This window comes from Nitrospirillum amazonense (assembly GCF_007828045.1).
In the GTDB taxonomy this organism is placed as follows: Bacteria; Pseudomonadota; Alphaproteobacteria; order Azospirillales; family Azospirillaceae; genus Nitrospirillum; species Nitrospirillum amazonense_C.
This window is the reverse complement of the sequence record NZ_VITN01000003.1, coordinates 382,411-404,766: the sequence shown is the minus strand read 5'-3', so window position 1 is coordinate 404,766 and position 22,356 is coordinate 382,411. Positions and strand designations below refer to the sequence as shown.

The 22,356-nt window shown below is 67.5% G+C and carries 15 protein-coding genes and 2 tRNA genes; 13 read left to right on the top strand and 4 right to left on the bottom strand.

Features of this window, described 5'->3' with window-relative positions:
- Window positions 1-159: 159 nt before the first annotated feature.
- Both gltB and FBZ89_RS07240 read right to left on the bottom strand, forming a co-directional pair.
- Window positions 160-4,731 (bottom strand): glutamate synthase large subunit, encoded by a 4,572-nt coding sequence (gene gltB, locus FBZ89_RS07245; protein WP_145749413.1) that lies wholly within the window; start codon window positions 4,729-4,731, stop codon window positions 160-162.
- A 21-nt stretch (window positions 4,732-4,752) separates the two neighbouring features.
- The gene (locus FBZ89_RS07240) at window positions 4,753-6,201 is read right to left on the bottom strand and encodes an NAD(P)-dependent oxidoreductase (RefSeq protein ID WP_145749317.1); all 1,449 of its coding nucleotides are present in this window, start codon (window positions 6,199-6,201) and stop codon (window positions 4,753-4,755) included.
- Between the two features lie 455 nt (window positions 6,202-6,656).
- On the opposite strand from FBZ89_RS07240, the gene FBZ89_RS07235 reads away from it, so the two are divergent.
- Window positions 6,657-7,472: an undecaprenyl-diphosphate phosphatase gene (locus FBZ89_RS07235; protein WP_145749316.1), complete on the top strand. Its 816-nt coding sequence runs from the start codon at window positions 6,657-6,659 to the stop codon at window positions 7,470-7,472.
- 217 nt (window positions 7,473-7,689) lie between these two features.
- On the opposite strand, the gene FBZ89_RS07230 is transcribed toward FBZ89_RS07235, so the two are convergent.
- Window positions 7,690-8,694: a complex I NDUFA9 subunit family protein gene (locus FBZ89_RS07230; protein ID WP_145749315.1), complete on the bottom strand. Its 1,005-nt coding sequence runs from the start codon at window positions 8,692-8,694 to the stop codon at window positions 7,690-7,692.
- Window positions 8,695-9,004: 310 nt separating this feature from the next.
- On the opposite strand from FBZ89_RS07230, the gene FBZ89_RS07225 reads away from it, so the two are divergent.
- From FBZ89_RS07225 to ptsN, 9 genes are all read left to right on the top strand, one after another.
- Window positions 9,005-9,091 (top strand) — tRNA-Leu (locus FBZ89_RS07225).
- Window positions 9,092-9,374: 283 nt separating this feature from the next.
- Window positions 9,375-9,461 (top strand) — tRNA-Leu (locus tag FBZ89_RS07220).
- Window positions 9,462-9,607: 146 nt separating this feature from the next.
- Window positions 9,608-10,219, top strand: coding sequence for a ribonuclease D (locus FBZ89_RS07215; protein ID WP_145749314.1), 612 nt, complete (start codon window positions 9,608-9,610; stop codon window positions 10,217-10,219).
- Window positions 10,220-10,447: 228 nt separating this feature from the next.
- Complete coding sequence (gene lptC / locus FBZ89_RS07210; protein WP_186457237.1) at window positions 10,448-11,260, top strand: LPS export ABC transporter periplasmic protein LptC; 813 nt, start codon at window positions 10,448-10,450, stop codon at window positions 11,258-11,260.
- On the top strand, window positions 11,257-12,306 hold the full coding sequence (locus FBZ89_RS07205) for an LptA/OstA family protein (protein WP_145749312.1): 1,050 nt from the start codon (window positions 11,257-11,259) through the stop codon (window positions 12,304-12,306). Before lptC ends, FBZ89_RS07205 begins: the two co-directional genes overlap by 4 nt.
- Window positions 12,303-13,112, top strand: coding sequence for an LPS export ABC transporter ATP-binding protein (gene lptB / locus FBZ89_RS07200; protein ID WP_145749311.1), 810 nt, complete (start codon window positions 12,303-12,305; stop codon window positions 13,110-13,112). Before FBZ89_RS07205 ends, lptB begins: the two co-directional genes overlap by 4 nt.
- A 61-nt stretch (window positions 13,113-13,173) precedes the next feature.
- On the top strand, window positions 13,174-14,709 hold the full coding sequence (gene rpoN / locus FBZ89_RS07195; protein WP_145749310.1) for an RNA polymerase factor sigma-54: 1,536 nt from the start codon (window positions 13,174-13,176) through the stop codon (window positions 14,707-14,709).
- A gap of 138 nt (window positions 14,710-14,847) precedes the next feature.
- The gene (gene hpf, locus FBZ89_RS07190) at window positions 14,848-15,492 is read left to right on the top strand and encodes a ribosome hibernation-promoting factor, HPF/YfiA family (protein WP_145749309.1); all 645 of its coding nucleotides are present in this window, start codon (window positions 14,848-14,850) and stop codon (window positions 15,490-15,492) included.
- A 202-nt stretch (window positions 15,493-15,694) separates the two neighbouring features.
- Window positions 15,695-16,153 (top strand): PTS IIA-like nitrogen regulatory protein PtsN, encoded by a 459-nt coding sequence (gene ptsN, locus FBZ89_RS07185; RefSeq protein ID WP_088870640.1) that lies wholly within the window; start codon window positions 15,695-15,697, stop codon window positions 16,151-16,153.
- A gap of 159 nt (window positions 16,154-16,312) precedes the next feature.
- Here ptsN and ubiG read toward each other — a convergent pair whose 3' ends face one another.
- Window positions 16,313-17,056: a bifunctional 2-polyprenyl-6-hydroxyphenol methylase/3-demethylubiquinol 3-O-methyltransferase UbiG gene (gene ubiG / locus FBZ89_RS07180; protein ID WP_145749308.1), complete on the bottom strand. Its 744-nt coding sequence runs from the start codon at window positions 17,054-17,056 to the stop codon at window positions 16,313-16,315.
- A gap of 340 nt (window positions 17,057-17,396) precedes the next feature.
- Between ubiG and FBZ89_RS07175 the strand changes: the two genes are divergently transcribed.
- The 3 genes from FBZ89_RS07175 to ptsP all read left to right on the top strand — a co-directional run bounded on the left by FBZ89_RS07175 (window position 17,397) and on the right by ptsP (window position 22,264).
- Entirely contained in the window at window positions 17,397-18,632 is a 1,236-nt protein-coding gene (locus tag FBZ89_RS07175; protein WP_145749307.1) for an aspartate kinase, read from the top strand.
- A 171-nt stretch (window positions 18,633-18,803) separates the two neighbouring features.
- A complete protein-coding gene (locus tag FBZ89_RS07170; RefSeq protein ID WP_246172077.1) occupies window positions 18,804-19,901 on the top strand; it encodes an NAD(P)H-dependent flavin oxidoreductase in 1,098 nt (365 codons plus the stop codon).
- A 155-nt stretch (window positions 19,902-20,056) separates the two neighbouring features.
- Entirely contained in the window at window positions 20,057-22,264 is a 2,208-nt protein-coding gene (ptsP, locus tag FBZ89_RS07165; protein ID WP_145749411.1) for a phosphoenolpyruvate--protein phosphotransferase, read from the top strand.
- Window positions 22,265-22,356 lie beyond the last annotated feature (92 nt).

Here is a 22,356-nt window from a genome sequence, read left to right as displayed (position 1 = left end):
CACCGGAATTCCTCCCGGCAGCGGTCGCGTTTTCCGGGGGGCGGTGGTGGCCTCGGATGAGACCCCGTGCCCCCTCTCCTTCGTCCCTCTTCGTGGGGCTCCCTTCGCGGGAGGCGCCCCGGCCCGAGGACCGGGGCGCCCAAAGGCGTGCTCGTTACCTTACTCCGCGCTGAGCGCCTGCGGCGGGACGACGGGCACCGCCAGGCGGTGCAACATCTCCTTGGGCACGACCTGCCAGAAGTGGCCGCGCACCAGCGGCCAGTCGTTCAGCAGGGTCATGGCCCAGCGGCTTTGCGTCCGCGCCACATGCTCCTCGATCAGGGACACCAGCATGTCCTCGTAATGCTGGACCTCGATGCGCTGGTAGATGACGCTGTCGGGGTTGATGTGCAGCGGCAGGGTGCCCGTCTGGTCATAGACGAAGGCCATGCCGCCGGTCATGCCGGCCGCGAAGTTGTCGCCCACGCCGCCCAGGATGACCACCATGCCGCCGGTCATGTACTCGCAGCCGTTGGAGCCGCAGCCTTCCACCACCACCGTGGCGCCGGAGTTGCGGACGGCGAAGCGCTCACCCGCCTGGCCGGCGGCGAACAGCTTGCCGGCCGTGGCCCCGTACAGCACCGTGTTGCCGATGATGGTGTTCTCGTTCGACTTCAACGGCGTGGCCGTCATGGGCCGGACGATGATGGTGCCGCCCGACAGGCCCTTGCCGACATAGTCGTTGGCGTCGCCGAACACCTCCAGGGTCAGGCCCTGGACGGCGAAGGCACCCAGGGACTGACCGGCGGAGCCGCGCAGCCGCACCGTGCAGTGACCGGGCTGCAGGCCGCTCATCCCGAACTTGCGGGTGATCATGGCCGACATCCGGGTGCCGATGGCGCGGTGCGTGTTCTGGACGTTGTAGGCCAGCTGCATCTTCTCGCCGTCGTCGAACAGCTGGCGGGCGTCGCGGATCATCTGGGCGTCCAGTGTGTCCGGCACCTCATTGCGACCCACCTGGGTGCAATACCGCGCGCTGTCGCCAGCGGGGTCGGCCTGGGCCAGCAGCGGGTTCAGGTCCAGGTCGTCCAGGTGGACGGCGCCGCGGCTGACCTGGTGCAGCAGGTCGGTGCGGCCGATGACCTCGCGCAGGGTGCGGAAGCCCAGGCTGGCCAGGATCTCGCGCACCTCTTCCGCCATGAAGCTGAACAGGTTCACGACCTTTTCCGGCGTGCCCACGAACTTCTGCCGCAGGCTTTCATCCTGCACGCACACACCCACCGGGCAGGTGTTGCTGTGGCACTGGCGCACCATGATGCAACCCATGGCGATCAGGCTGGCGGTGCCCACGCCGAACTCCTCCGCCCCCAGCATCGCCGCCATGACGATGTCGCGCCCGGTCTTCAGGCCGCCGTCGGTGCGCAGGGTGACGCGATGACGCAGGCGGTTCAGCGTCAGCACCTGCTGCACCTCGCTGAGGCCCATTTCCCACGGGAGCCCCGCGAACTTCACACTGGTCTGGGGCGAGGCGCCGGTGCCGCCGACATTGCCCGACACCAGGATGACGTCGGCGCCGGCCTTGGCCACGCCGGCGGCGATGGTGCCGATGCCCGAGCGGCTGACCAGCTTCACGCAGACCTTGGCGTCCGGGTTGATCTGCTTCAGGTCGTAGATCAGCTGCGCCAGATCCTCGATCGAATAGATGTCGTGGTGCGGCGGCGGGCTGATCAGCATGACGCCGGGCGTGCTGTGCCGCAGGCGGGCGATCAGTTCCGTCACCTTGAAGCCGGGCAGTTGCCCGCCCTCGCCGGGCTTGGCGCCCTGGGCCACCTTGATTTCGATCTCGCGGCACTGGTTCAGGTATTCGGCGGTGACGCCGAAGCGGCCCGACGCCACCTGCTTGATGGCGGAGTTCCAGTTGTCACCATTGGCGTCCGGCTTGAAGCGCGCCGGATCCTCGCCGCCCTCGCCGCTGTCGGACTTGGCGCCGATGCGGTTCATGGCGACGTTCAGCGTGCCGTGCGCCTCGGGGCTGAGGGCGCCCAGCGACATGGCCGGGGTGATGAAGCGCTTGCGGATGGCGGTGATGCTCTCCACCTCGTCCACCGAGACCTTGCCCTTGGACGGGCGGAAGTCCAGCAGGTCGCGCAGCTGCAGGGGCGGGCGCTTGTGCACGCCTTCGGAGTAGCGCTTGAAGGTGGAATAGCTGTCGTTGGACACCGCCTGCTGCAGCAGGTGGATCAGGCCGCCTTCCCAGGCGTGGCGGTCGCCGCCCTTGCGGAACTTGTAGAAGCCGCCGATGGGCAGGGCCACGACCTCCTCGTTCCAGGCCAGGGCGTGCTGTTCCAGAACGTCCTTCTGGATGCCGACCAGGCCCAGGCCGGAGATGCGGCTGATCATGCCGGGGAAGTGCTCGGCCACCAGCGAGCGGGACAGGCCCACCGCCTCGAAGTTCAGGCCGCCGCGATAGCTGGAGACGATGGAGATGCCCATCTTGGACATGATCTTCAGCAGGCCTTCGTTGATGGCCTTCTTGTACCGCTCCAGGCACTTTTCCAGGGGCATGTCGCCGAACAGGCCGCGCCGCTGGCGGTCGGCGATGGCCTCCTGCGCCAGGTAGGCGTTGACCGTGGTGGCGCCCACGCCGATCAGCACGGCGACATAGTGCACGTCCAGGCACTCGCCCGCCCGCACGTTCACCGAGGTGAAGGTGCGCAGCTGCTGGCGGATCAGGTGGGTGTGGACGGCACCCGTGACCAGGATCATGGGCAGGGCGGCGCGGCCGGGGCCCATGGCCTCATCCGTCAGGATCAGGTGGGTGGCGCCGCCGCGCACCGCGTCCTCCGCCTCCTGCCGCACGCGGCGCAGGGCGTCGGTCATGGCGAACTCGCCGCCCTCGGGATCGAAGGTGCAGTCGATCTCCGCCGCCGTGTCGCCCATGTAGCGGCGCATGGCGGTGAATTCCGCCGTCGTCAGGACGGGGGTCTCCAGCTGCAGCAGGCGGGTCTGGCTGTCATCCTCGTCCAGGATGTTGCCCAGGTTGCCCAGCCGCGTCTTCAGGCTCATCACCCGCTGCTCACGCAGGCTGTCGATGGGCGGGTTGGTCACCTGGCTGAAGTTCTGCCGGAAATAGTGGTGCAGGCCCCGGTAGCGGTCGGACAGCACGGCCAGGGGGCTGTCGTCGCCCATGGAGCCCACGGCCTCCTTCGCGTCCTCCACCATGGGGTGCAGGATGGTCTCCACATCCTCCATGGAGATGCCGTAAGCCACCTGGCGGCGGCGCAGCTGGTCGCGGCTGAGCTCGGCCGTGGCGGCGGGCGCCCCCTTCACCAGGTCGTCCAGCACCGTGATGTGGCGCACCCAGCTGCCGTAGGGCTTGCCGGCGGCCAGGGTGTCCTTGATCTCGCGGTCCTTGTAGAGGCGGCCCTCCGCCAGGTCCAAGGCGATCATCTGCCCGGGCCCCAGGCGGCCCTTTTCCTGCACCGAATATTCCTCGACCTTGGTCATGCCCGTCTCGGAACCGGCGATCAGCAGGCCGTCGCCGGTGACGACGTAGCGCATGGGGCGCAGGCCGTTGCGGTCCATGCCGCCCACGACCCAACGGCCGTCATACATGGCCAGGGCGGCCGGGCCGTCCCACGGCTCCATCACCGCGTTGGCGTAGCTGTACAGGTCGCGGTGGTTCTGCGGCATGGTCTCGCGGTCGGACCAGGCCTCCGGCACCAGCATGGTCTTGACCATGGGGGCGGAGCGGCCGGAGCGCACCAGCACCTCGAACACGGCGTCCAGGCAGGCGCTGTCCGACCCGCCGGCGGGGATGATCGGCTTCACGTCCTCGATCAGGTTGCCGAAGATCTCGTGACCCATGCGGGTCTCGTGCGCCTTCATCCAGTTGACGTTGCCGCGCAGCGTGTTGACCTCGCCGTTGTGCGCCAGCATGCGGAAGGGCTGGGCCAGCCACCAGGTGGGGAAGGTGTTGGTGGAATAGCGCTGGTGGTAGATGGCGAAGTTGGACTCGAAGCGCTCGTCCAGCAGGTCCGGGTAAAAGGACGTCAGCTGTTCCGCCAGGAACATGCCCTTGTAGATGATGGAGCGGCAGGACAGCGTGCAGATATAGAAGTCGCTGATGCTCTCCGCCTTCACCGCCTTCTCGATGCGGCGGCGGATGACGTAGAGGTCACGCTCCAGCTGGTCTTCCGGGATGTTGCGCGGGTTGCCCACCATGATCTGCTCGATCTCGGGGCGGGTGGCGTTGGCCTTCTCGCCGATGATCTCGATGTTGATGGGAACCTGGCGCCAGCCGTAGATGGTGTAGCCGAACTTCAGGATTTCCGTCTCGACGATGCAGCGGCAGCGCTCCTGCGCCTCCATGTCGGTGCGGGGCAGGAAGACCTGACCGACCGAGATCAGCCCGTCGGGCGGCAGGTGGCCGCTGCGGGCCACATGCTCACGGAAGAAGCTCTGCGGGATCTGCAGATGGATGCCGGCGCCGTCGCCGGTCTTGCCGTCGGCGTCGACGGCGCCGCGGTGCCACAGGGCGCTGAGCGCCTCCACCGCCTTCTCCACGACGGAGCGGCGGGGCTTGCCGTCGATGGCCGCGACGAAGCCCACGCCGCAGGCGTCATGCTCCATCTCCGGCGACCAGACGTGCGCCGCTTCCAGGCGGGCGGCGCTGGCACGGTAGCGCTCGACGAACTCGGCGCCAGTCTCGGTTCCATTGGAAGCGGAAAGGGGGCTGCCGTTCTCGATCATCTCGCTCATCTTCAATCCCCCTTACTCGGCGGCCAGCGGCGCGGCGGCGGCGCGGGCGGTGATATAGTTATGGATGCCGGCGGCGGCGTCGCGGCCGTCGCGGATGCCCCAGACGACCAGCGAGGCGCCGCGCACGATGTCGCCGGCGGCGAACACACCCTCCAGGTTGGTCATCAGGGTGCGCGGATCGGCCATGACGGTGCCCCAGCGGCTGACCTTCAGGCCCGGCTCGCCGAACAGGGTGGGCAGCGGCTCGGGATCGAAGCCCAGGGCCTTGATCACCAGGTCGGCCTCCAGCGTGAAGGCGGAGCCCTCGATGGGCTGCGGCGTCTGCCGGCCGGAGGCGTCGGCCACGCCCATGTGCATGCGGTGGGCGCGCACGCCCGTCACCTGGCGGTCGCCCAGAAAGGCGTCCGGGGCGGCCTGCCACACGAACTCCACGCCCTCTTCCTCGGCATGGGCCACCTCGCGCTGGCTGCCCGGCATGTTGGCGCGGTTGCGGCGGTACAGGCACTTCACCGACTTGGCGCCCTGGCGGATGGCGGTGCGCACACAGTCCATGGCGGTGTCGCCGCCGCCGATCACGACGACGTTCTTGCCCTTGGCGTTCAGGCGGCCGTTCTCGAAATCCACCACCGTGTCGCCCAGGCCGGTACGGTTGCTGGCGGTCAGGTAGTCCAGCGCCGGGACGATGCCGTCCACGCCGCTGCCCGGGCCTTCCAGTTCACGCGCCTTGTAGACGCCGGTCGCGATCAGGATGGCGTCGTGCTGGACGCGCAGCTGGCCCAGCGTGGCGTGGCGGCCGACCTCGAAGCCCAGGTGGAAGACCACGCCGGCGTCGGCCAGCAGCTTGGCCCGGCGCTCCACCACCTCCTTCTCCAGCTTGAAGCCGGGGATGCCGTATATCAGCAGGCCGCCGACGCGGTCGTAGCGGTCGTAGACATGCACCTGATAGCCCTTGCGGCGCAGCTGGTCGGCGGCGGCCAGGCCGGCGGGGCCAGCGCCGATGATGCCGACGCTCTGCGAGCGCTCGCGCACCGGGGCGGCCGGCTTCACCCAGCCGCGTTCCCAGGCGGTATCGGTGATGTACTTCTCGACGGCGCCGATGGTGACGGTGCCGTGGGTCGATTGCTCGATGGTGCAGTTGCCCTCGCACAGCCGGTCCTGCGGGCAGATACGGCCGCAGATCTCAGGGAAATTGTTGGTGGCCTGCGAAACCTCGTAGGCCTCTTCCAAGCGGCCCTCGGCGGTCAGCTTCAGCCAATCGGGGATGTTGTTGGAGACGGGGCAATGCACCTGGCAGAAGGGCACGCCGCACTGGGAGCAGCGCGAGGCCTGGGTGGCCGCCTGGTCGTCCGCGAAGCGGGCGTAGATCTCATCGAAATCCCGCCGGCGCAGCGCAGGCTCGCGTTTGTCAGGCATCTGCTGGTCCGTGTGGACGAACTGGAGCATCTGCTGCTTCTGCGCCATGGCCTTTATCCTTCGTGCTCTGCCCCGACGGCCCGTGCGGTGGCCGGCGGAGATGTTCCCCGTCTCGCCCGCGCCGCAGCGGAAGGCCGCCGGGTCATGGGCTTGCGCACAAGCGGGTGCGCCGAGTTCATATAAGTCGTTACGCCCCATCGCTCCAGCACTTTTTTCACGTTAGGTCAGGTTGGTTGTCTTATTGTGCATCGGGCGTATGACTCAGGTGTGGAAAAGCGGTGACTGCTCCATTCGCATTCGCAGTATATAGTACTCATCTGTTTACCATATTCATGTAGTCAATTGATTCACATTGAAACATGTAAGGGCAATCCCGGTCATACGATGGCCTCCGCTTCCCCAAGCGGCTGTCGCCGCCCGGCACGACCGCTGCTATAAGCAGGCTGCCATCCAGCGGCCGGGTCCCGTCCGGCCGCCCAATCGCCCCTAGACGTTGAGGCGCCATGTCTTTTTTGCAGACCCTGATCTTCGCGATCATCCAGGGCATCACCGAGCTTTTCCCCATCAGCAGCGTCGCCCACGGGGTGCTGACGCCCTTCCTGCTGGGCTGGGGTCTGGACCAGGCCTTCCTCAAGGAACACTTCCTGCCCTATCTGGTGATGCTGCACCTGGGCACGGCGGCGGCCCTGCTGGTGTTCTTCTGGCGCGACTGGGTCAACCTGCTGGCGGGCGTGATCAAGGGGGGCCCGGACCGCCGCGTGCTGGCCCTGCTGGTGGTGGGCACCATCCCCGCCGCCATCCTGGGACTGGCCTTTGAGAAGGTGCTGCGCGCCGCCTTCAGCGACCCGTTCAACGCCGCCATCTTCCTGATCGTGAACGGCTTCCTGCTGTTTTTTGGTGAGCGGCTGCGCGGCCGGGGCGAGCGCACGCTGGCCGACCTCAGCTTCGTCCAGGCCCTGATGATCGGCCTGGCCCAGTCGCTGGCCCTGATCCCGGGCTTCTCCCGCTCCGGCGCCAGCATGGTGGCGGGCTTCTGGGCCGGCCTGAAACATGAGGAGGCGGCGCGCTTCTCCATGCTGCTGGCCACCCCCATCATCGCCGGCGCCAGCCTGCTGGTGGTGCCCAAGATGCTGCGCCAGGCCGAGGGCGACGTGATCCAGAGCGCGCTGGTCGGGGGCGTCGTGTCCGGCGTCTGCGCCCTGGTCGCCGTCTGGGCGCTGATGCGCTGGTTCAAGCGCAACGAGATCGACGCCATGCGCCCCTTCGCCTTCTACTGCTGGGCCCTGGGCGCCGTCGTGTTAGGCATGATTTATATTTAAAGGAGCTCAACGCTCCGAATCGTCAGCGAAAAGGGCGCCTCCCCACCCGGGAAGGCGCCCTTTATCTTATTTTCTGAAGCTCATACCAGCGGCATGAACCCCATGCCGCTGTAGGATGCGACCGCATCCGCCGCAGGTTTACGGGGAGCGAACTGGACTGGAAACCGAGGAAGCCAAGCCGCCGGATGGCGGCGCCCGGCGCCTGAGGGACACTTAATCAATAATGCGTGCCGTGGGCGTCGATCTTGGTCAGCACCGGCAGGGACGGACCCTGGCGATGGCTGTCGTAACGGCCGGCCAACTGGAAGCGATCCAGGTAGGTCGGCAGGATCACCTCGGCGGCAGTGGGCGCGATGCCCAGGTCGGCCAGGCCCGGCAGCGTGCCGGACAGGACGTTGTCGCTCTTCAGCAGGGTCACCTGGTCGCGGGTCAGCGGCTTGCCGGGCACCATCTCCAGAAAGGCGGCCTGCAGGCTGGCCAGGCCCCAGGGCAGGGACACCAGGCGGGTCTTGCGGCCGGTCAGGTCCAGGACCAGCTGGATCAGTTCGCGGAAGCTGTAGGCGCGGGGGCCGCCCAGCTCGAAGGTCTTGCCCTCGGCGCCGGCGCGGGTCACGGCGTTGATGATGGCATCGGCCACGTCACCGACATAGACGGGCTGGAAGCGGGTGGCGCCGCCGCCGATCAGCGGGACGAAGGGCAGCGTCTTGGCCATGCCGGCGAAGCGGTTGAAGAAATTGTCCTCGGGCCCGAAAATCACGCTGGGGCGCAGGATGGTGGCCTCGGGGAACACGGCGCGGACCGCCTGCTCCCCCGCCGCCTTGCTGCGGGCGTAGGCGGAGCGGGAGTTGGCGTCGGCGCCCAGGGCGGAGACATGCACCAGGCGGGCGACATCGGCCCCCTTGGCCAGGCGGGCGATGCGGCCGGCGGCCTCGGCATGCACCAGGTCGAAACGCTGGCGTCCGCTCTCGGCCAGGATGCCCATCAGGTTGATGACGACGTCGGCGCCCTGGATGGCGCGGGCGACGGAGGCGTCGTCGGCGATGTCCACGGCCATGGGGACGATCTGGCCCACGGCGCCGTTCATCTTGAGGAAGGCGGCCTCGCCCGGGTGGCGGGCGGGCACGCGGATGACGCAGCCCGTCTTGGCCAGGCGCCGGATGACATGGCGGCCGATGAAGCCGGCCCCGCCGAACACGGTGGCGATACGAATGCTAGTGCCCATCCTCTTAGACCCTCTGCCCACTAAACGAATGACCCGCCGGACCTGTTGGTTCCGACCATCGCCACATGCGGGCGGGTGACCGGGGCCGGCGGCGGCCGGAGACCCAAGCTTATAGCGAAGCCCGCGGGCCAGGGCTAGGCGCTTGGCCAAGGCCTGAAATGCAAGGAGGAGGACGCGCCCATGCACGGGTGTGCGCGGGCGTGGCGGGACGCCGGACGCCCCTTCCCGTGCCCCTGGACCAAAAACGAAAAAAGCCAAAAGAAGCGTATTGACAGGCCCTGGCCATAATCGTACTTAGGCGGCCCGCGCTGCCCAGGTGGCGGAATTGGTAGACGCGCAGGTTTCAGGTACCTGTGGCAGAGATGTCGTGGAAGTTCGAGTCTTCTCCTGGGCACCAATTACAGCGCGGGTTCAACGCAGGGCCGCCGTGTTCCAAATGGAACCGGCGGCCCGCGGCGTTTCTGGGGTCCGCTGACGCATCGGACCGTCCATCCTTCCCGTCGAATACCTGCCGGGCCGCCTCTCTCCCTCATCCTGGCCTCCCTCATCCTGGCCGAGCGGTTCGGCGTCGCGCACAGGATCGTCCCCGCGCTTGGGCGCCACCGTCGAGAAAATTCAAAGGTGCCAAAAGAAGGGTGTTGACAGGCCCCGGCCATAATCGTACTTAGGCGGCCCGCGCTGCCCAGGTGGCGGAATTGGTAGACGCGCAGGTTTCAGGTACCTGTGGCAGAGATGTCGTGGAAGTTCGAGTCTTCTCCTGGGCACCAATTCAGCGCGGGTTTAAGGTCGCAGGGCCGCCGATGTTCCGATGGAACGCCGGCGGCCCGCGGCGTTTCTGGGGTTCGCTTTCGCGGGCGCCCCTGGCGCCGGCGGGCCTTCCTCGGCAGCCCCTCCAGCATGAAGGACCGGTTTGATGCCCATCGATCTCTATGACGGCGATTTGCCCGACGGCCTGGACCTGGGCCCGGTGGTGGCCATCGACACCGAAACCATGGGGCTGAACCCGCACCGCGACCGCCTGTGCCTGATCCAGCTGTCGTCCGGCGACGGCCGCTGTCACCTGGTGCAGCTGCGCCAGGGCCAGTACGACGCCCCCAACCTGAAGCGCCTGCTGACCAATCCGGAGCAGCTGAAGCTGTTCCACTTCGCCCGCTTCGATATCGCCGTGCTGAACCAGTACCTGGGCGTCGTGACCGCCCCCGTCTACTGCACCAAGATCGCGTCCAAGCTGGTGCGCACCTACACCGATCGCCATGGCCTGAAGGATCTGTGCCGCGACCTGCTGGGCGTGGAGCTGTCCAAGCAGCAGCAGTCGTCCGACTGGGGTGCGGAGGAGCTGACGGCCGAGCAGCTGAAGTACGCCGCCTCCGACGTGCTGTACCTGCATGACATCAAGGCGAAGTTCGACGCCGTGCTGGCCCGCGAAGGCCGCACCGAGCTGGCGCAGGCCTGCTTCCGCTTCCTGCCGCACCGCGCCCTGCTGGACCTGAGCGGCTGGGACGAGCCGGATATTTTCGCCCACTGAGGCGCCCGTTGAGTCGCCCCTTGGGGGGATGTGCGGGCCGCCTTTCCCTTTCTTCCCATCCCGCGCGGGCGCGCCGCATGGGTGGGTGGCGCGCCGGCCCCCTGGAAAAAGGGACGGCGCATGACGATTTGACCGTGGAATCCCGGCTCAGTTAGATTGGGCCTCAACCGGTGGCGGTGGCCGCCGGACATGCCTGCGCCACAATTGGTGGCCAAACCCCGTGGAACCATGACCCTGCCCCCCCCTTCAGAAAACCCCGGCGCCGACAACGGCGACGCGGGCGGGATTCGGCAGCCGGCACCCCCGGCCGGTTCCGCGCCCCCATCCGGCCGTGCCCCGGACCAGCGCAGCCAGGAGCAACGGGGGCGGGGCGCCAGCGCCCGGCACACCCGCCGCGTCAACCAGGCCAAGGTGGTGTTGCCCACCCTGGCCGGCCTGACCATCGCCGCCATCGCGCTGTGGCCCCTGATCAAGGAAACTACCACCCCCCGCCCCGCCGACCCCGGCACCGGCCAGCTGGAAATGCTGGACGCCCATTTCCTGGGAACGGACAAGACCGACCGGCCCGTGGAAGTACGCGCCGACCGGGCCATGCAGGAAAGCAATCAGGACAACCTGATCGATCTTGTTTCGCCCGAGGCGGAGATCACGCTAAAGAATGGGCAGTGGGTGACCCTGAATGGGGACACCGGGCGGTACGACAAGCAGTCTGGCCACCTGACGCTGGAGGGGAGGGTCACGCTGTTTCACGACCACGGCTATGAGTTCACCACCGACAAGGCGGAAGTGGACACCAGCAAGAACATCGCCTGGGGCAACGCGCGCGTGGCCGGCCAAGGCCCGTTCGGCGACATCGACGCCGGCGGCTTCCGCATGACCGACAAGGGCAGCACCATCGTCTTCACCGGCAAGGCGCGCCTGCGCCTGGTGGAGAAGGAGCACCATGCCGATGGCGCCGCGCCCGCAGGCCCCATCCCTGCACCCCCCACCATGACATCCCCCACCACGGCACCGTCGCGGACCGGAGGCAAGAAACCTTGAGTACCCGGTTCACGAAGACGGTCCCGGTGATGCGGACCCTGATGCTGGGCGGCCTGGCGGTCGCGGCCACGGCCCTGGTCGCCTTGGCCCCATCCTCCCGCGCGGAGGAAGCGGCGGAGGCCAAGCCCGCCGCCGAAAAGCACGCTGCCGCAAAGACCGCCAAGGCCAGGAAGCCCGCCGCCCCGCCCGCGCAGAACCCCGCCGCGCCGGGCGAGCCTGGCCTGCTGCCCTTCACCCCCGCCGAGGTCACGGCGTCCCCCCCGGGCGCCATCGACATCACCTCGGACGAGACGATGGAGTGGCACAACGACCAGTTGGCCGCCGTGGCCCGGGGCCACGTCATCGTGACGCGCGGGGAGGACACCCTGCACTGCGACACCCTGGTGGTCTACTACCGCAAGGCCAATGACGGCTCGACCGAGATGTACCGCATGGCCGCCGACGGCCAGGTGGTCATGACATCGCCCAGCCAGCAGGCGTTTGGCGACCACGGCGTCTACGACGTGGACCAGGACGTGACCGTGCTGACCGGCGACCACCTCCACCTGGTCACGCGCAGCGACACGGTTTACGCTCGCGACACCCTGGAATACTGGAAACAGCAGCAGTTGCTGGTCGCGCGCGGCAACGCCATCGCCATCAACGACAAGGGCGACCGCATCCGCGCCGACGTGCTGGTGGGCATCATGGAAGAGAACGCCGCCAAGCAGCTGGAGATGACGCGCATGGATGCCAAGGGCAACGTGCTGATCGTCACCCCCAAAGATGTCGCGCGCGGCAGCGAGGGCACCTATAACGTGAAGACGCGCATCGCCATCCTGACGGGCGATGTGAAACTGACCCAGGGTCAGAACCAGGTGAACGGCCACAGGGCCGAGGTCAACAACGCCACGGGGGTCAGCCGCATGCTGCCCGACGAGACCGTCAAGGGTGGGCGCGTGCATAGCGTGCTGATACCCAAGAAGTCCGACCAGCCGGCAGCCCCGGCCCCCGCCGCGCCGCCCGCTGGCGGCGCCAACCCCCCCGGCGGCGGAGCACAGCCATGAGCAAGACGTCCGAACCCGCGAAGGTGCCGGCGGCACCCAGGGAACCCAAAGCGGGAGGCCCGCGCCTGGTGTCCGACAACCCTAACAGCGGCCTGACGGCCACCAAGCTGGGCAAGAGCTACAAGGGCCGCCCCGTGCTGCGCGATGTCAGCGTCAGCGTCCGCCGGGGCGAGGTCGTGGGCCTGCTGGGCCCCAACGGCGCCGGCAAGACCACCAGCTTCTACATCATGACCGGGCTGATCATGCCCGATTACGGCACCATCACCCTGGATGGGCTGGAGGTCACCGACCTGCCCATGTACCGCCGCGCGCGCTTAGGGATAGGCTACCTGCCGCAGGAGGCCTCGATCTTCCGCGGCCTGACGGTGGAGAACAACATCCGCGCCGTGCTGGAGGTGGTGGAGCAGGACCGCGACAAGCGTGAAGCCACGCTGGACGAGCTGCTGGCCGAGTTCTCCATCAGCCATCTGCGCCGCACCTCGGCCCTGGCCCTGTCGGGCGGTGAGCGCCGCCGCGTGGAAATCGCCCGTGCCCTGGCCTCCCAGCCCAACTTCATCCTGCTGGACGAGCCGTTCGCCGGCATCGACCCCATCGCCGTCAATGACATCCGCGAACTGGTCAGCCATCTGCGCGAGCGCGGCATCGGCGTGCTGATCACCGACCACAACGTCCGCGAAACCCTGGACATCGTTGATCGCGCATACATTCTTCACGATGGTATGGTATTGATGGAGGGTGAACCGTCCGAGATCGTGGCCCACAAGGACGTGCGCCGCGTATACCTTGGCGAACGGTTCAGTCTGTAATCAAGTATAAGCGCGTTTTGCGCAATTTCATTTCGGGCCACTGTTCTTATTCGGGCGGGTGATGGCGCTTCAACAACGCCTTGATCTTCGGCAGACCCAGGCGCTGGTGATGACTCCCCAGCTGCAACAGGCGATCAAGCTGTTGCAGCTGTCTAACCTGGAGTTGGCCGACTACGTCGATCGTGAGATGGAGCAGAACCCGCTCCTGGAACGCGATGATGGCGACCGTAACCGCGATCCGGCCCCCGACGGGGTGGATCGGGAGGAGGTGGTCGCGCGCGCCGACGACCTGCCCGTGCGCGACACGGCCGACCTCACGTCTTCCGACCACATGGGCTCATCCAGCGACGCGCCGCTGGACACGGACTTCGAGAACGTCTGGACCAATTCCAGCGCGGTCGACATGGCGGCCGATGGCATGGGCGAGGGTGGTGAGGCCTTCGGCAACTGGTCGGGACGCGGCGGCAGCTTCGAGGATGACGAGAACTCGTTTGAGCAGACGCTGTCCGGCAGCGTCTCGCTGCGCGACCACCTGACCGAACAGATCACCATGGACATCGCCGATCCCCTGGATCGGATGGTGGCCTTCGCCCTGATGGACTACCTGGACGAGGCCGGCTATTTCACCGGCGACATCGCCCTGGTGGGGGATCAGCTGGGCTGTACCGAATCGCAGGTCGTTTCGGTTCTGGAACGATTGCAGCGCCTGGACCCCGTGGGCATTTTCGCCCGGTCGCTGAAGGAATGCCTGGCGCTGCAGCTGCGGGAGCTGGACCGGCTGGACCCCTGCATGCAGGCCCTGCTGGACAACCTGCCCCTGTTGGCCGCGCGCAATGTGCCGGCCCTGCTGAAGGTGTGCCAGGTGGATGCCGAGGATCTGGCCGACATGGTCGGCGAGATCAAGGCGCTGAACCCCAAGCCGGCCCTGGCCTTCGACCATGAGCCGGTGCAGACCGTGGTGCCGGACATCGTCATGCGCGCCCAGCCCGGCGGCGGCTGGCTGGTGGAACTGAACAGCGACACCCTGCCCCGCGTGCTGGTCAACCAGCGCTACTACGCCCGCATCCAGGGGGCCGCCCGGAACAAGCAGGACAAGGAGTACCTGACCGAGCAGTTCCAGTCGGCCAGCTGGCTGGTGAAGTCGCTGCACCAGCGCGCCAACACCATCCTGAAGGTGGCGACCGAGATCGTGCGCCAGCAGGATGCGTTTTTCCTGCACGGGCTGCAGTTCCTGCGCCCCCTTATCCTTCGGGATATAGCGGAGGCGATCGGCATGCACGAATCCACCGTCAGCCGCGTGACGACCAACAAGTTCATGGCCACGCCCCGCGGCCTGTTCGAACTGAAATACTTTTTCACATCAGCCATTTCCGGAGCGGACGGCCAGGCCTCGCATTCGGCCGAGGCGGTGCGTTACCGCATCAAGGTGCTGATCGACGCGGAAAAGCCCGACGAGATCCTTTCGGATGACCGCCTGGTCGAGATCCTTCGGGATGAGGGGATCGACATTGCACGGCGGACGGTCGCCAAGTATCGTGAAGCCATGAAGATCCCTTCCTCAGTCCAGCGTCGCCGGGAGAAGGCCCTTGGGATCTGAACCATGCGCCCGATGGATGGCGCATGACGGCTGGCCTTCCCAGCAGCAAAAGGCCGGCCGCGGGCTATTGTAAAGGCCGACGGCAAGGCACCACGCCGCCGCCACTCCTGGCTTCCAACCAAGCGAGACGGACAGGCCATGCATATAATCGTCAAAGGCAAGCAGCTAGACGTTGGCGAGTCCCTGCGCACCCATGTCGAGACCACACTGACAGGGTTGGTGGAGAAATATTTCAGCAGTCCGCTTGAGGCGACCGTCGTGCTGTCGCGCGAGGCGCACCTCTACAAGGCGGATATCCAGGCCCACGTCGGACGCGGCATCCTTCTGCAAGCCTATGCCGAAGCCACGGAACCCTATCCCGCCTTCGATGAGGCGGCGGAGCGCGTCGCCAAGCGCCTGCGACGCTATAAGCGCCGGTTGCGCGACCATCACCAGCGCGTGCACGGCGAGGCCGAGGCCGCCGTGCCGGCCCGCAAATACATCATCAACGCCGATGCCCACGACGACGAGGCCGATGAAGGCGGTCATGGGGCCGGCAGCCACAACGGGCACGCGGTGAACGGCAACGGCGCCGACCACCACCCCATGATCATCGCCGAGATGCAGACCAACATCGACATGCTGACGGTCAGCGAGGCGGTGATGCGCATGGACCTGGCGGACCTGCCGGCCCTGCTGTTCCGCAACCGGGCGCATGGCCATCTGAACATGGTCTATCGCCGGCCCGACGGGAACGTCGGCTGGGTCGATCCCTCCGACGGCAAGCCCGCGGCCGCCAACTGATCGGAACCCGCTGATCAGGATAAGCTTCCAGAGCTATCCCCGCCGGCCTTGGCCCCATTGACCTCGGGGCGGGGATAGCCGAAGCTTGGGACCGGGGGTTGGGCGGAAAAGTTTGGTAAACCTTTCCGCCCTATAACACTTCAAGCGAAATACCGAGTAAGCGAGCGTGGTGGCAATGCCGTCCCAGTTTTTGTTGACGCCGATGGTCGAGCTTTTGAGGCCGGACGGCATTGTCGCCAATCTCAAGGCCTCCTCCAAAAAGCAGGTGCTGCAGGAACTCGCCAAACGGGCCGCCGACCTGACCGGCCAGCATGAGCGGGCCATCTTCGACGTGCTGCTGGAGCGGGAACGCCTGGGCACTACCGGCGTGGGCCGGGGCATCGCCATCCCCCACGGCAAGCTGCCCACGTTGCCCAAGGTCTGCGCCCTGTTCGCCCGCCTGGAACGGCCGGTGGATTTCGATTCCATCGATGAACAGCCGGTTGACCTGATCTGCCTGCTGCTGGCCCCGGAATCGGCCGGCGCCGATCACCTGAAGGCCCTGGCCCTGGTCTCGCGCATGCTACGCAATCCGCTGTTCTGCGAGAAACTGCGCGGCGCCGACACCGCCGACGCCATCTACGCCCTGCTGACGCACACGGAAGCCAGCAACGCGGCTTAACGTGTCCCTCAGGCGCCGGCGGGACGTCCGTCCCTTGGCTATCCTCACTTTTCAGTCCGCTCACGCTCCCCGAAAAGTTCTGGCGGCCCCGGTCGGGGCCTACGGCGGCATAGGATCATGCCGCCGCTTGGCGCGTTTCTAATTTGGGTGTGAATTGCCTCAGCGGCTGGCCCAGAGCAGATAGTTCACGTCCAGGTCGCGGGCATCCAGGCGGAAGCTGTCGTTGAAGGGGCTGTAGACCAGGCCCATGACCTCGCGCACCGTCAGGCCGGTGGCGCGCAGGCCGGCGGCCAGTTCCGACGGCCTCAGGAACTTGCGCCAGTCGTGGGTGCCGCGCGGCAGCCAGCGCAGGACGTACTCCGCGCCGATGATGGCCATCAGGTAGGATTTGGGCGTGCGGTTCAGCGTCGCCATGGCCAGCAGGCCATCAGGCTTCATCAGGGCGGCCAAGCTGTCCAGGAACAGCGGCACGTCGGCCACGTGCTCCACCACCTCCAGCGACAGCACCGCATCGAACGTCTCGCCGGCGGCCACCAGATCCTCCGCCGTGGTGTGGCGGTAGTCGACGGGGGTGCCCGTCTCCATGGCATGGGTGGCGGCGGTCTTCACGTTGCGCTCGGCCGCGTCGATGCCCACGACGTCGGCCCCCATGCGGGCCAGCGGTTCCGACAGCAAACCGCCGCCGCAGCCGATGTCCACCAGGCGCAGGCCCCGCAGCGGCTGGGGCGCCAGCGGGTCGCGGCCGAAATGGGCGCAGATGCGGTCGCGCAGATATTCCAGGCGCACCGGGTTCAGCTTGTGCAACGGCCGGAACTTGCCCGCCTCGTCCCACCATTCGGCGGCGATGGCCGAAAAGCGCTGGATTTCCCCGGGATCGACGGTGGTCGTGGCGGTCTGGCTCATCATAGGCACCCTTGGACGGAAGGCGCCGGATTATGGGCCGCCGCCCAACCCAACTCAACACCGGCCGACGTATGGCTGTACCCGGTTGGAAGAGCACAAGAAACCCAGACAGCGGATACCGGTGCCCCAGCCCGGGGGCGCGGAAAACAAGAAATAGAAATGCTCTGTCGCCCGGTTTACGCAACCCTGACCTTTTATTACCCGTTTATTGCCTGCGCGCGCCCGACAGGGTAAGGATAGCGCGCTTCCGGAACGCCCTGCGGACCCTGCCGCGCGGCCGGAAGCCCCCTTGCATCCACCGGCTGGCGCCTGCCGGCCTCTCACAAGGCAGACACGGGTTATGGCACGCCTCGTTTTGAAGTTCGGCGGGACATCGGTCGGCACCATCGACCGGATCAAGAATGTCGCCCGCAAAGTGAAGCAGGAGGTCGACGCCGGCCATGAGGTGGCGGTGGTCGTCTCCGCCATGTCGGGCGTGACCAACCAGCTGGTGGACTATGTGAAACAGGTCAGCCGCCTGGCGGACGAGCGCGAATACGACGCCGTGGTCGCCTCGGGCGAGCAGGTGACCAGCGGCCTGTTGGCCATCGCCCTGCAGGAGATCGGCATCCCGGCCCGGTCGTGGCAGGGCTGGCAGATCCCCCTGATCACCGACGACGTGCATGGCAAGGCCCGCATCGAGCGCATCGAGTCCGGCGACCTGGTGACCCGCATGTCCACCGGCGAGGTGGCCGTGGTGGCGGGCTTCCAGGGCGTGTCCAAGGATGGGCGCATCGCCACCCTGGGACGCGGCGGTTCCGACACCTCGGCCGTGGCCCTGGCGGCGGCGGTCCAGGCCGAGCGCTGCGATATTTACACCGACGTGGATGGCGTCTACACCACCGACCCGCGCATCGTGACCAAGGCCCGCAAGCTGGGCCGCATCACATACGAGGAAATGCTGGAGATGGCGTCCCTGGGCGCCAAGGTCCTGCAGACCCGGTCGGTGGAAATGGCCATGAAGCACCGGGTGCGTGTCCAGGTGCTGTCGACCTTCGAGGAAGCGGCCGGCAGCGCGTTGCCGGGAACTCTTGTCGTTGATGAGGACGAAATCGTGGAACAGGAACTGGTCAGCGGCATCGCCTACAGCCGGGATGAGGCGAAGGTGACCCTGGTGGGCGTGGAAGACCGGCCGGGCGTGGCGGCGGCCATTTTCGGCCCGCTCACCGACGCCGCCATCAACGTCGACATGATCGTGCAGAACGTGTCGGAGGACGGCACCACCACCGACATGACCTTCACCGTCACCAAGGCCGACCTGGACCGCACCGTGCAGGTGCTGGAAGGCGCCAAGGACGACCTGAAGTTCCGCCGCCTGATCGCCGACAGCAACGTGGTCAAGGTCTCAGTCATCGGTGTGGGCATGCGCAGCCACGCCGGCGTGGCCCAGCGCATGTTCAAGGCCCTGGCCGACCGCGGCATCAACATCCAGGTTATCTCCACCAGCGAGATCAAGGTCAGCGTTCTGATCGCCGAGGAATACACCGAACTGGCGTTGCGCGCCCTGCACACCGCTTACGGCCTGGACCAGGCATAAGCATCTGAGCGACACTCTGCCCCGGGGGACTGGAAGACCGTCCCCCGGGGCATTGTTGTTTTCAGGGGTTGTTTTAGGTTAGGGATCGGCGTCGTTCCCCCGCGGCGGGGCACCGGCCGCCGCGTCATGCCGCGGGTGACGTATTTTTTCCGCCAAAAGGAAGCGTTTTTGATGTCGACCACCACCACGATTGGAACCGCTCGCGACAAGCTGGACGCGCTGTGGACCCGTGGGCGCGATTTTCTGGGCACGGAGCTGGCCGTCATGGGCGGCGCGATGACCTGGGTGTCGGACGCCGGCCTGGTGGCCGCCATTTCCAACGGCGGCGGTTTCGGCGTGCTGGCCTGCGGCGCCATGACGCCCGAGATGCTGGCCCAGGAGATCGACGCCACCCGGGCGCTGACGGCGAAGCCCTTCGGCGTCAACCTCATCACCATGCACCCGCAGCTGGACACGCTGGCCGCCGTTTGCCTGGACCACGGCGTGCACCATGTCGTCCTGGCCGGCGGCCTGCCCCCCGCGCCGGTGATCAAGCAGCTGAAGGACGGGGGCGCCAAGGTGGTGTGCTTCGCACCGGCGCTGGTCCTGGCCAAGAAGCTGGTCCGCATGGGCGTGGACGCCCTGGTCATCGAGGGCATGGAGGCCGGCGGCCATATCGGACCCGTCGCCACCTCGGTCCTGGCGCAGGAGATCCTGCCGGAGATTCGGGACGTGCCCGTGTTCGTGGCCGGCGGCATCGGCCGGGGCGAGGCCATCGTGGCCTACCTGGAATTGGGAGCCGCCGGTGTGCAGCTGGGCACCCGCTTCGTCTGCGCCACGGAGTCCCGCGCCCACCCCAATTTCAAGCGCGCCTTCATCCGGGCCAGCGCGCGCGACGCCATGCCGTCCGCCCAGCTGGACAGCCGCTTCCCCGTCATCCCGGTCCGCGCCCTGCAGAACGAGGGCACCCGCCGCTTCATGGATTTCCAGCGCGAGGTGGTGGAGCGCTTCAACCGCGGCGAGGTGGAACAGAAGGACGCCCAGCTGGAGATCGAGCATTTCTGGGCCGGCGCCCTGCGCCGCGCCGTCATCGACGGCGACGTGGAGAATGGCAGCCTGATGGCCGGGCAGTCGGTGGGGATGGTGACGCGCGAACAGCCGACGGCCGATATCCTGGCCGAGCTGGTGGCCCAGGCGGAGGACGCCCTGGCCGGCCGGTACGGGCATGCCAAGGACTCAAGGACCCAGGAAGCGGGACCGGCGCTGGCGCTGGCGGGAGCGGCAGGCTAGTGGCACCGCATTCCGGAACTCCCCCCACCCTCATCGACCCGGGGCTTGAGGTTCCGGAAACCGGTACCATTACCACCGGTACCGCTACCGAACTCCGCCGGTCCGCCGATGCGGCGGGTGGCGCCCGGCGCCTGCTGGCCCGGCTGCGCGACGTCATGGCCGCCGGGGGCACTGCCCAGTCGCGGCTGGACAAGATCGTCATGCTGATCGCCGCCGAAATGGGGGCGGATGTCTGTTCCTGCTACGTCATGCGGGCGGGGGAGGTGCTGGAGCTGTTCGCCACCATCGGCCTGAACCTGGACGCCGTGCACAAGACCCGCCTGCGGGTGGGCGAGGGCCTGGTGGGCGACATCGCCGCCCACGCCCGGCCGGTGGCCCTGGCCAACGCGCCCAGCCATCCCAACTTCGCCTACCGTCCGGAAACGGGCGAGGACCCGTTCGACAGCTTCATGGGCGTGCCCATCCTGCGCGGCGGCCGCGTGCGCGGCGTGCTGGCCATCCAGCACATCGCCCGCCGCGCCTATGACGAACAGGACGTGGAGACGCTGGAGACCATCGCCATGGTGGTGGCCGAGCTGGTGGCCACGGGCGAGCTGGTCGACAACCGCGAACTGCAGGTGGCCAACGACCTGGTGCTGCTGCCCTCGCGCCTGGACGGCGTCAGCCTGAACCGGGGCATCGCCATGGCCGTGGCCGTGCTGCACCGGCCGCAGCTGACCATCCGCCAAATGGTGGCCGACGATCCGGAGCTGGAGCTGCGCCGCCTGCGCGAGGCGGTGGACAGCATGCACTCCGCCATCGACCGCCTGCTGATCCTGTCGGGCGAGACCGGCGGCGAGCATCACGAGATCATTGAAACCTATCGCATGTTCGCCACCGACCGTGGCTGGCTGTCGCGCATCCGCGAGGCCATCCGCACCGGCCTGACGGCGGAGGCGGCGGTGCAGCAGGTGCAGAACGACAACCGCGCCCGCATGGCGTCGGTGACCGACAGCTACATCCGCGAACGCCAGCTGGACCTGGACGACATCACCAACCGCCTGTTGCAGCACCTGGCCGGCCGCCAGGACAAGGCGGACGGCGGCACCCTGCCGGACGCGTTCGTGCTGGTCGCCCGCAACCTGGGGCCCGCCGAACTGCTGGACTACGACAGCACCCGCCTGCGCGGCTTGGTGCTGGAGGAAGGTGCGGCCTACAGCCACGTGGCCATCGTGGCCCGCGCCCTGGACATTCCCGTGGTGGGGCAGTGCACCGGCGTGCTGAGCCGCGTCGACCCGCTGGACTTCGTCATCGTCGATGGCGACCACGGCCAGGTCTTCGTGCGTCCCGCCGAAGACATCACCGAAGCCTTCCTGAAAAGCATCGAGGTGGGGGAGGAGCGCAAGCGCGAGTTCGCCGCCGCCCGCGAGCTGGAGTCGGTGACACGCGACGGCGTGCCCGTGCGCCTGATGCTGAACGCCGGCCTGCTGATCGACCTGCCCCACCTGCACGCCACCGGCGCCGACGGCATCGGCCTGTACCGCACCGAAATCCCCTTCATGGTGCGGCACACCTATCCCGACACGACGGTGCAGAAGGAAACCTACGCCAAGGTGCTGGATGAGGCAGGCGACAAGCCCGTCACCTTCCGCACCCTGGACGTGGGCGGCGACAAGACCTTGCCCTACTTCCCCGACTTGGGCGAGGAGAACCCGGCCCTGGGCTGGCGCGCCATCCGCATCGGCCTGGACCGCCCGGCCATGCTGCGCAAGCAGTTGCGGGCCTTGCTGTGGGCGGCCTCGGGCCGCGACCTGCGGGTGATGTTCCCCATGGTGGCCGAGGTGTCGGAGTTCCTCCGCGCCCGCCGCGTGCTGGATCTGGAGCTGCGCCGGCTGGAGCAGGACGGCATGGCCCCGCCCCGCGACCTGAAGGTGGGCGTGATGATGGAGGTGCCGGCGCTGCTGTTCCAGCTGGACGCGCTGCTGCCCCACATCGACTTCATGTCCGTGGGGTCCAACGACCTGCTGCAGTACCTGTTCGCCAGCGACCGCGGCAATCCCATGCTGAACAACCGCTATGACCTGCTGTCGCCGGCCATGCTGTCGGTGCTGCGCATGCTGGTGCACCGGTGCGACGCGGCCGGGGTGCAGCTGTCGCTGTGTGGCGAGATGGCCAGCCGGCCCCTGGACGCCATGGCCCTGCTGGGCTGCGGCTTCCGCACCCTGTCGATGAGCCCGGGCGCCTTCGGCGAGATCAAGACCATGATCCGCTCGGTCGACGTGGGCGTGCTGCAGCGGTTCCTGGACAGCCTGCTGGGGCGCCCCGACCGGTCGTTGCGCCAGCACCTGCTGGCCTTCGCCCGCGATCACGGCGTGCGGCTTTAGCCTATCTAATTAATTCTGACGGCACGATGGTTGCGGTACCGCGGCGCCCTTGATAAGACTCCCCCGTCAACGACGGTTGGGTAATATTCGAA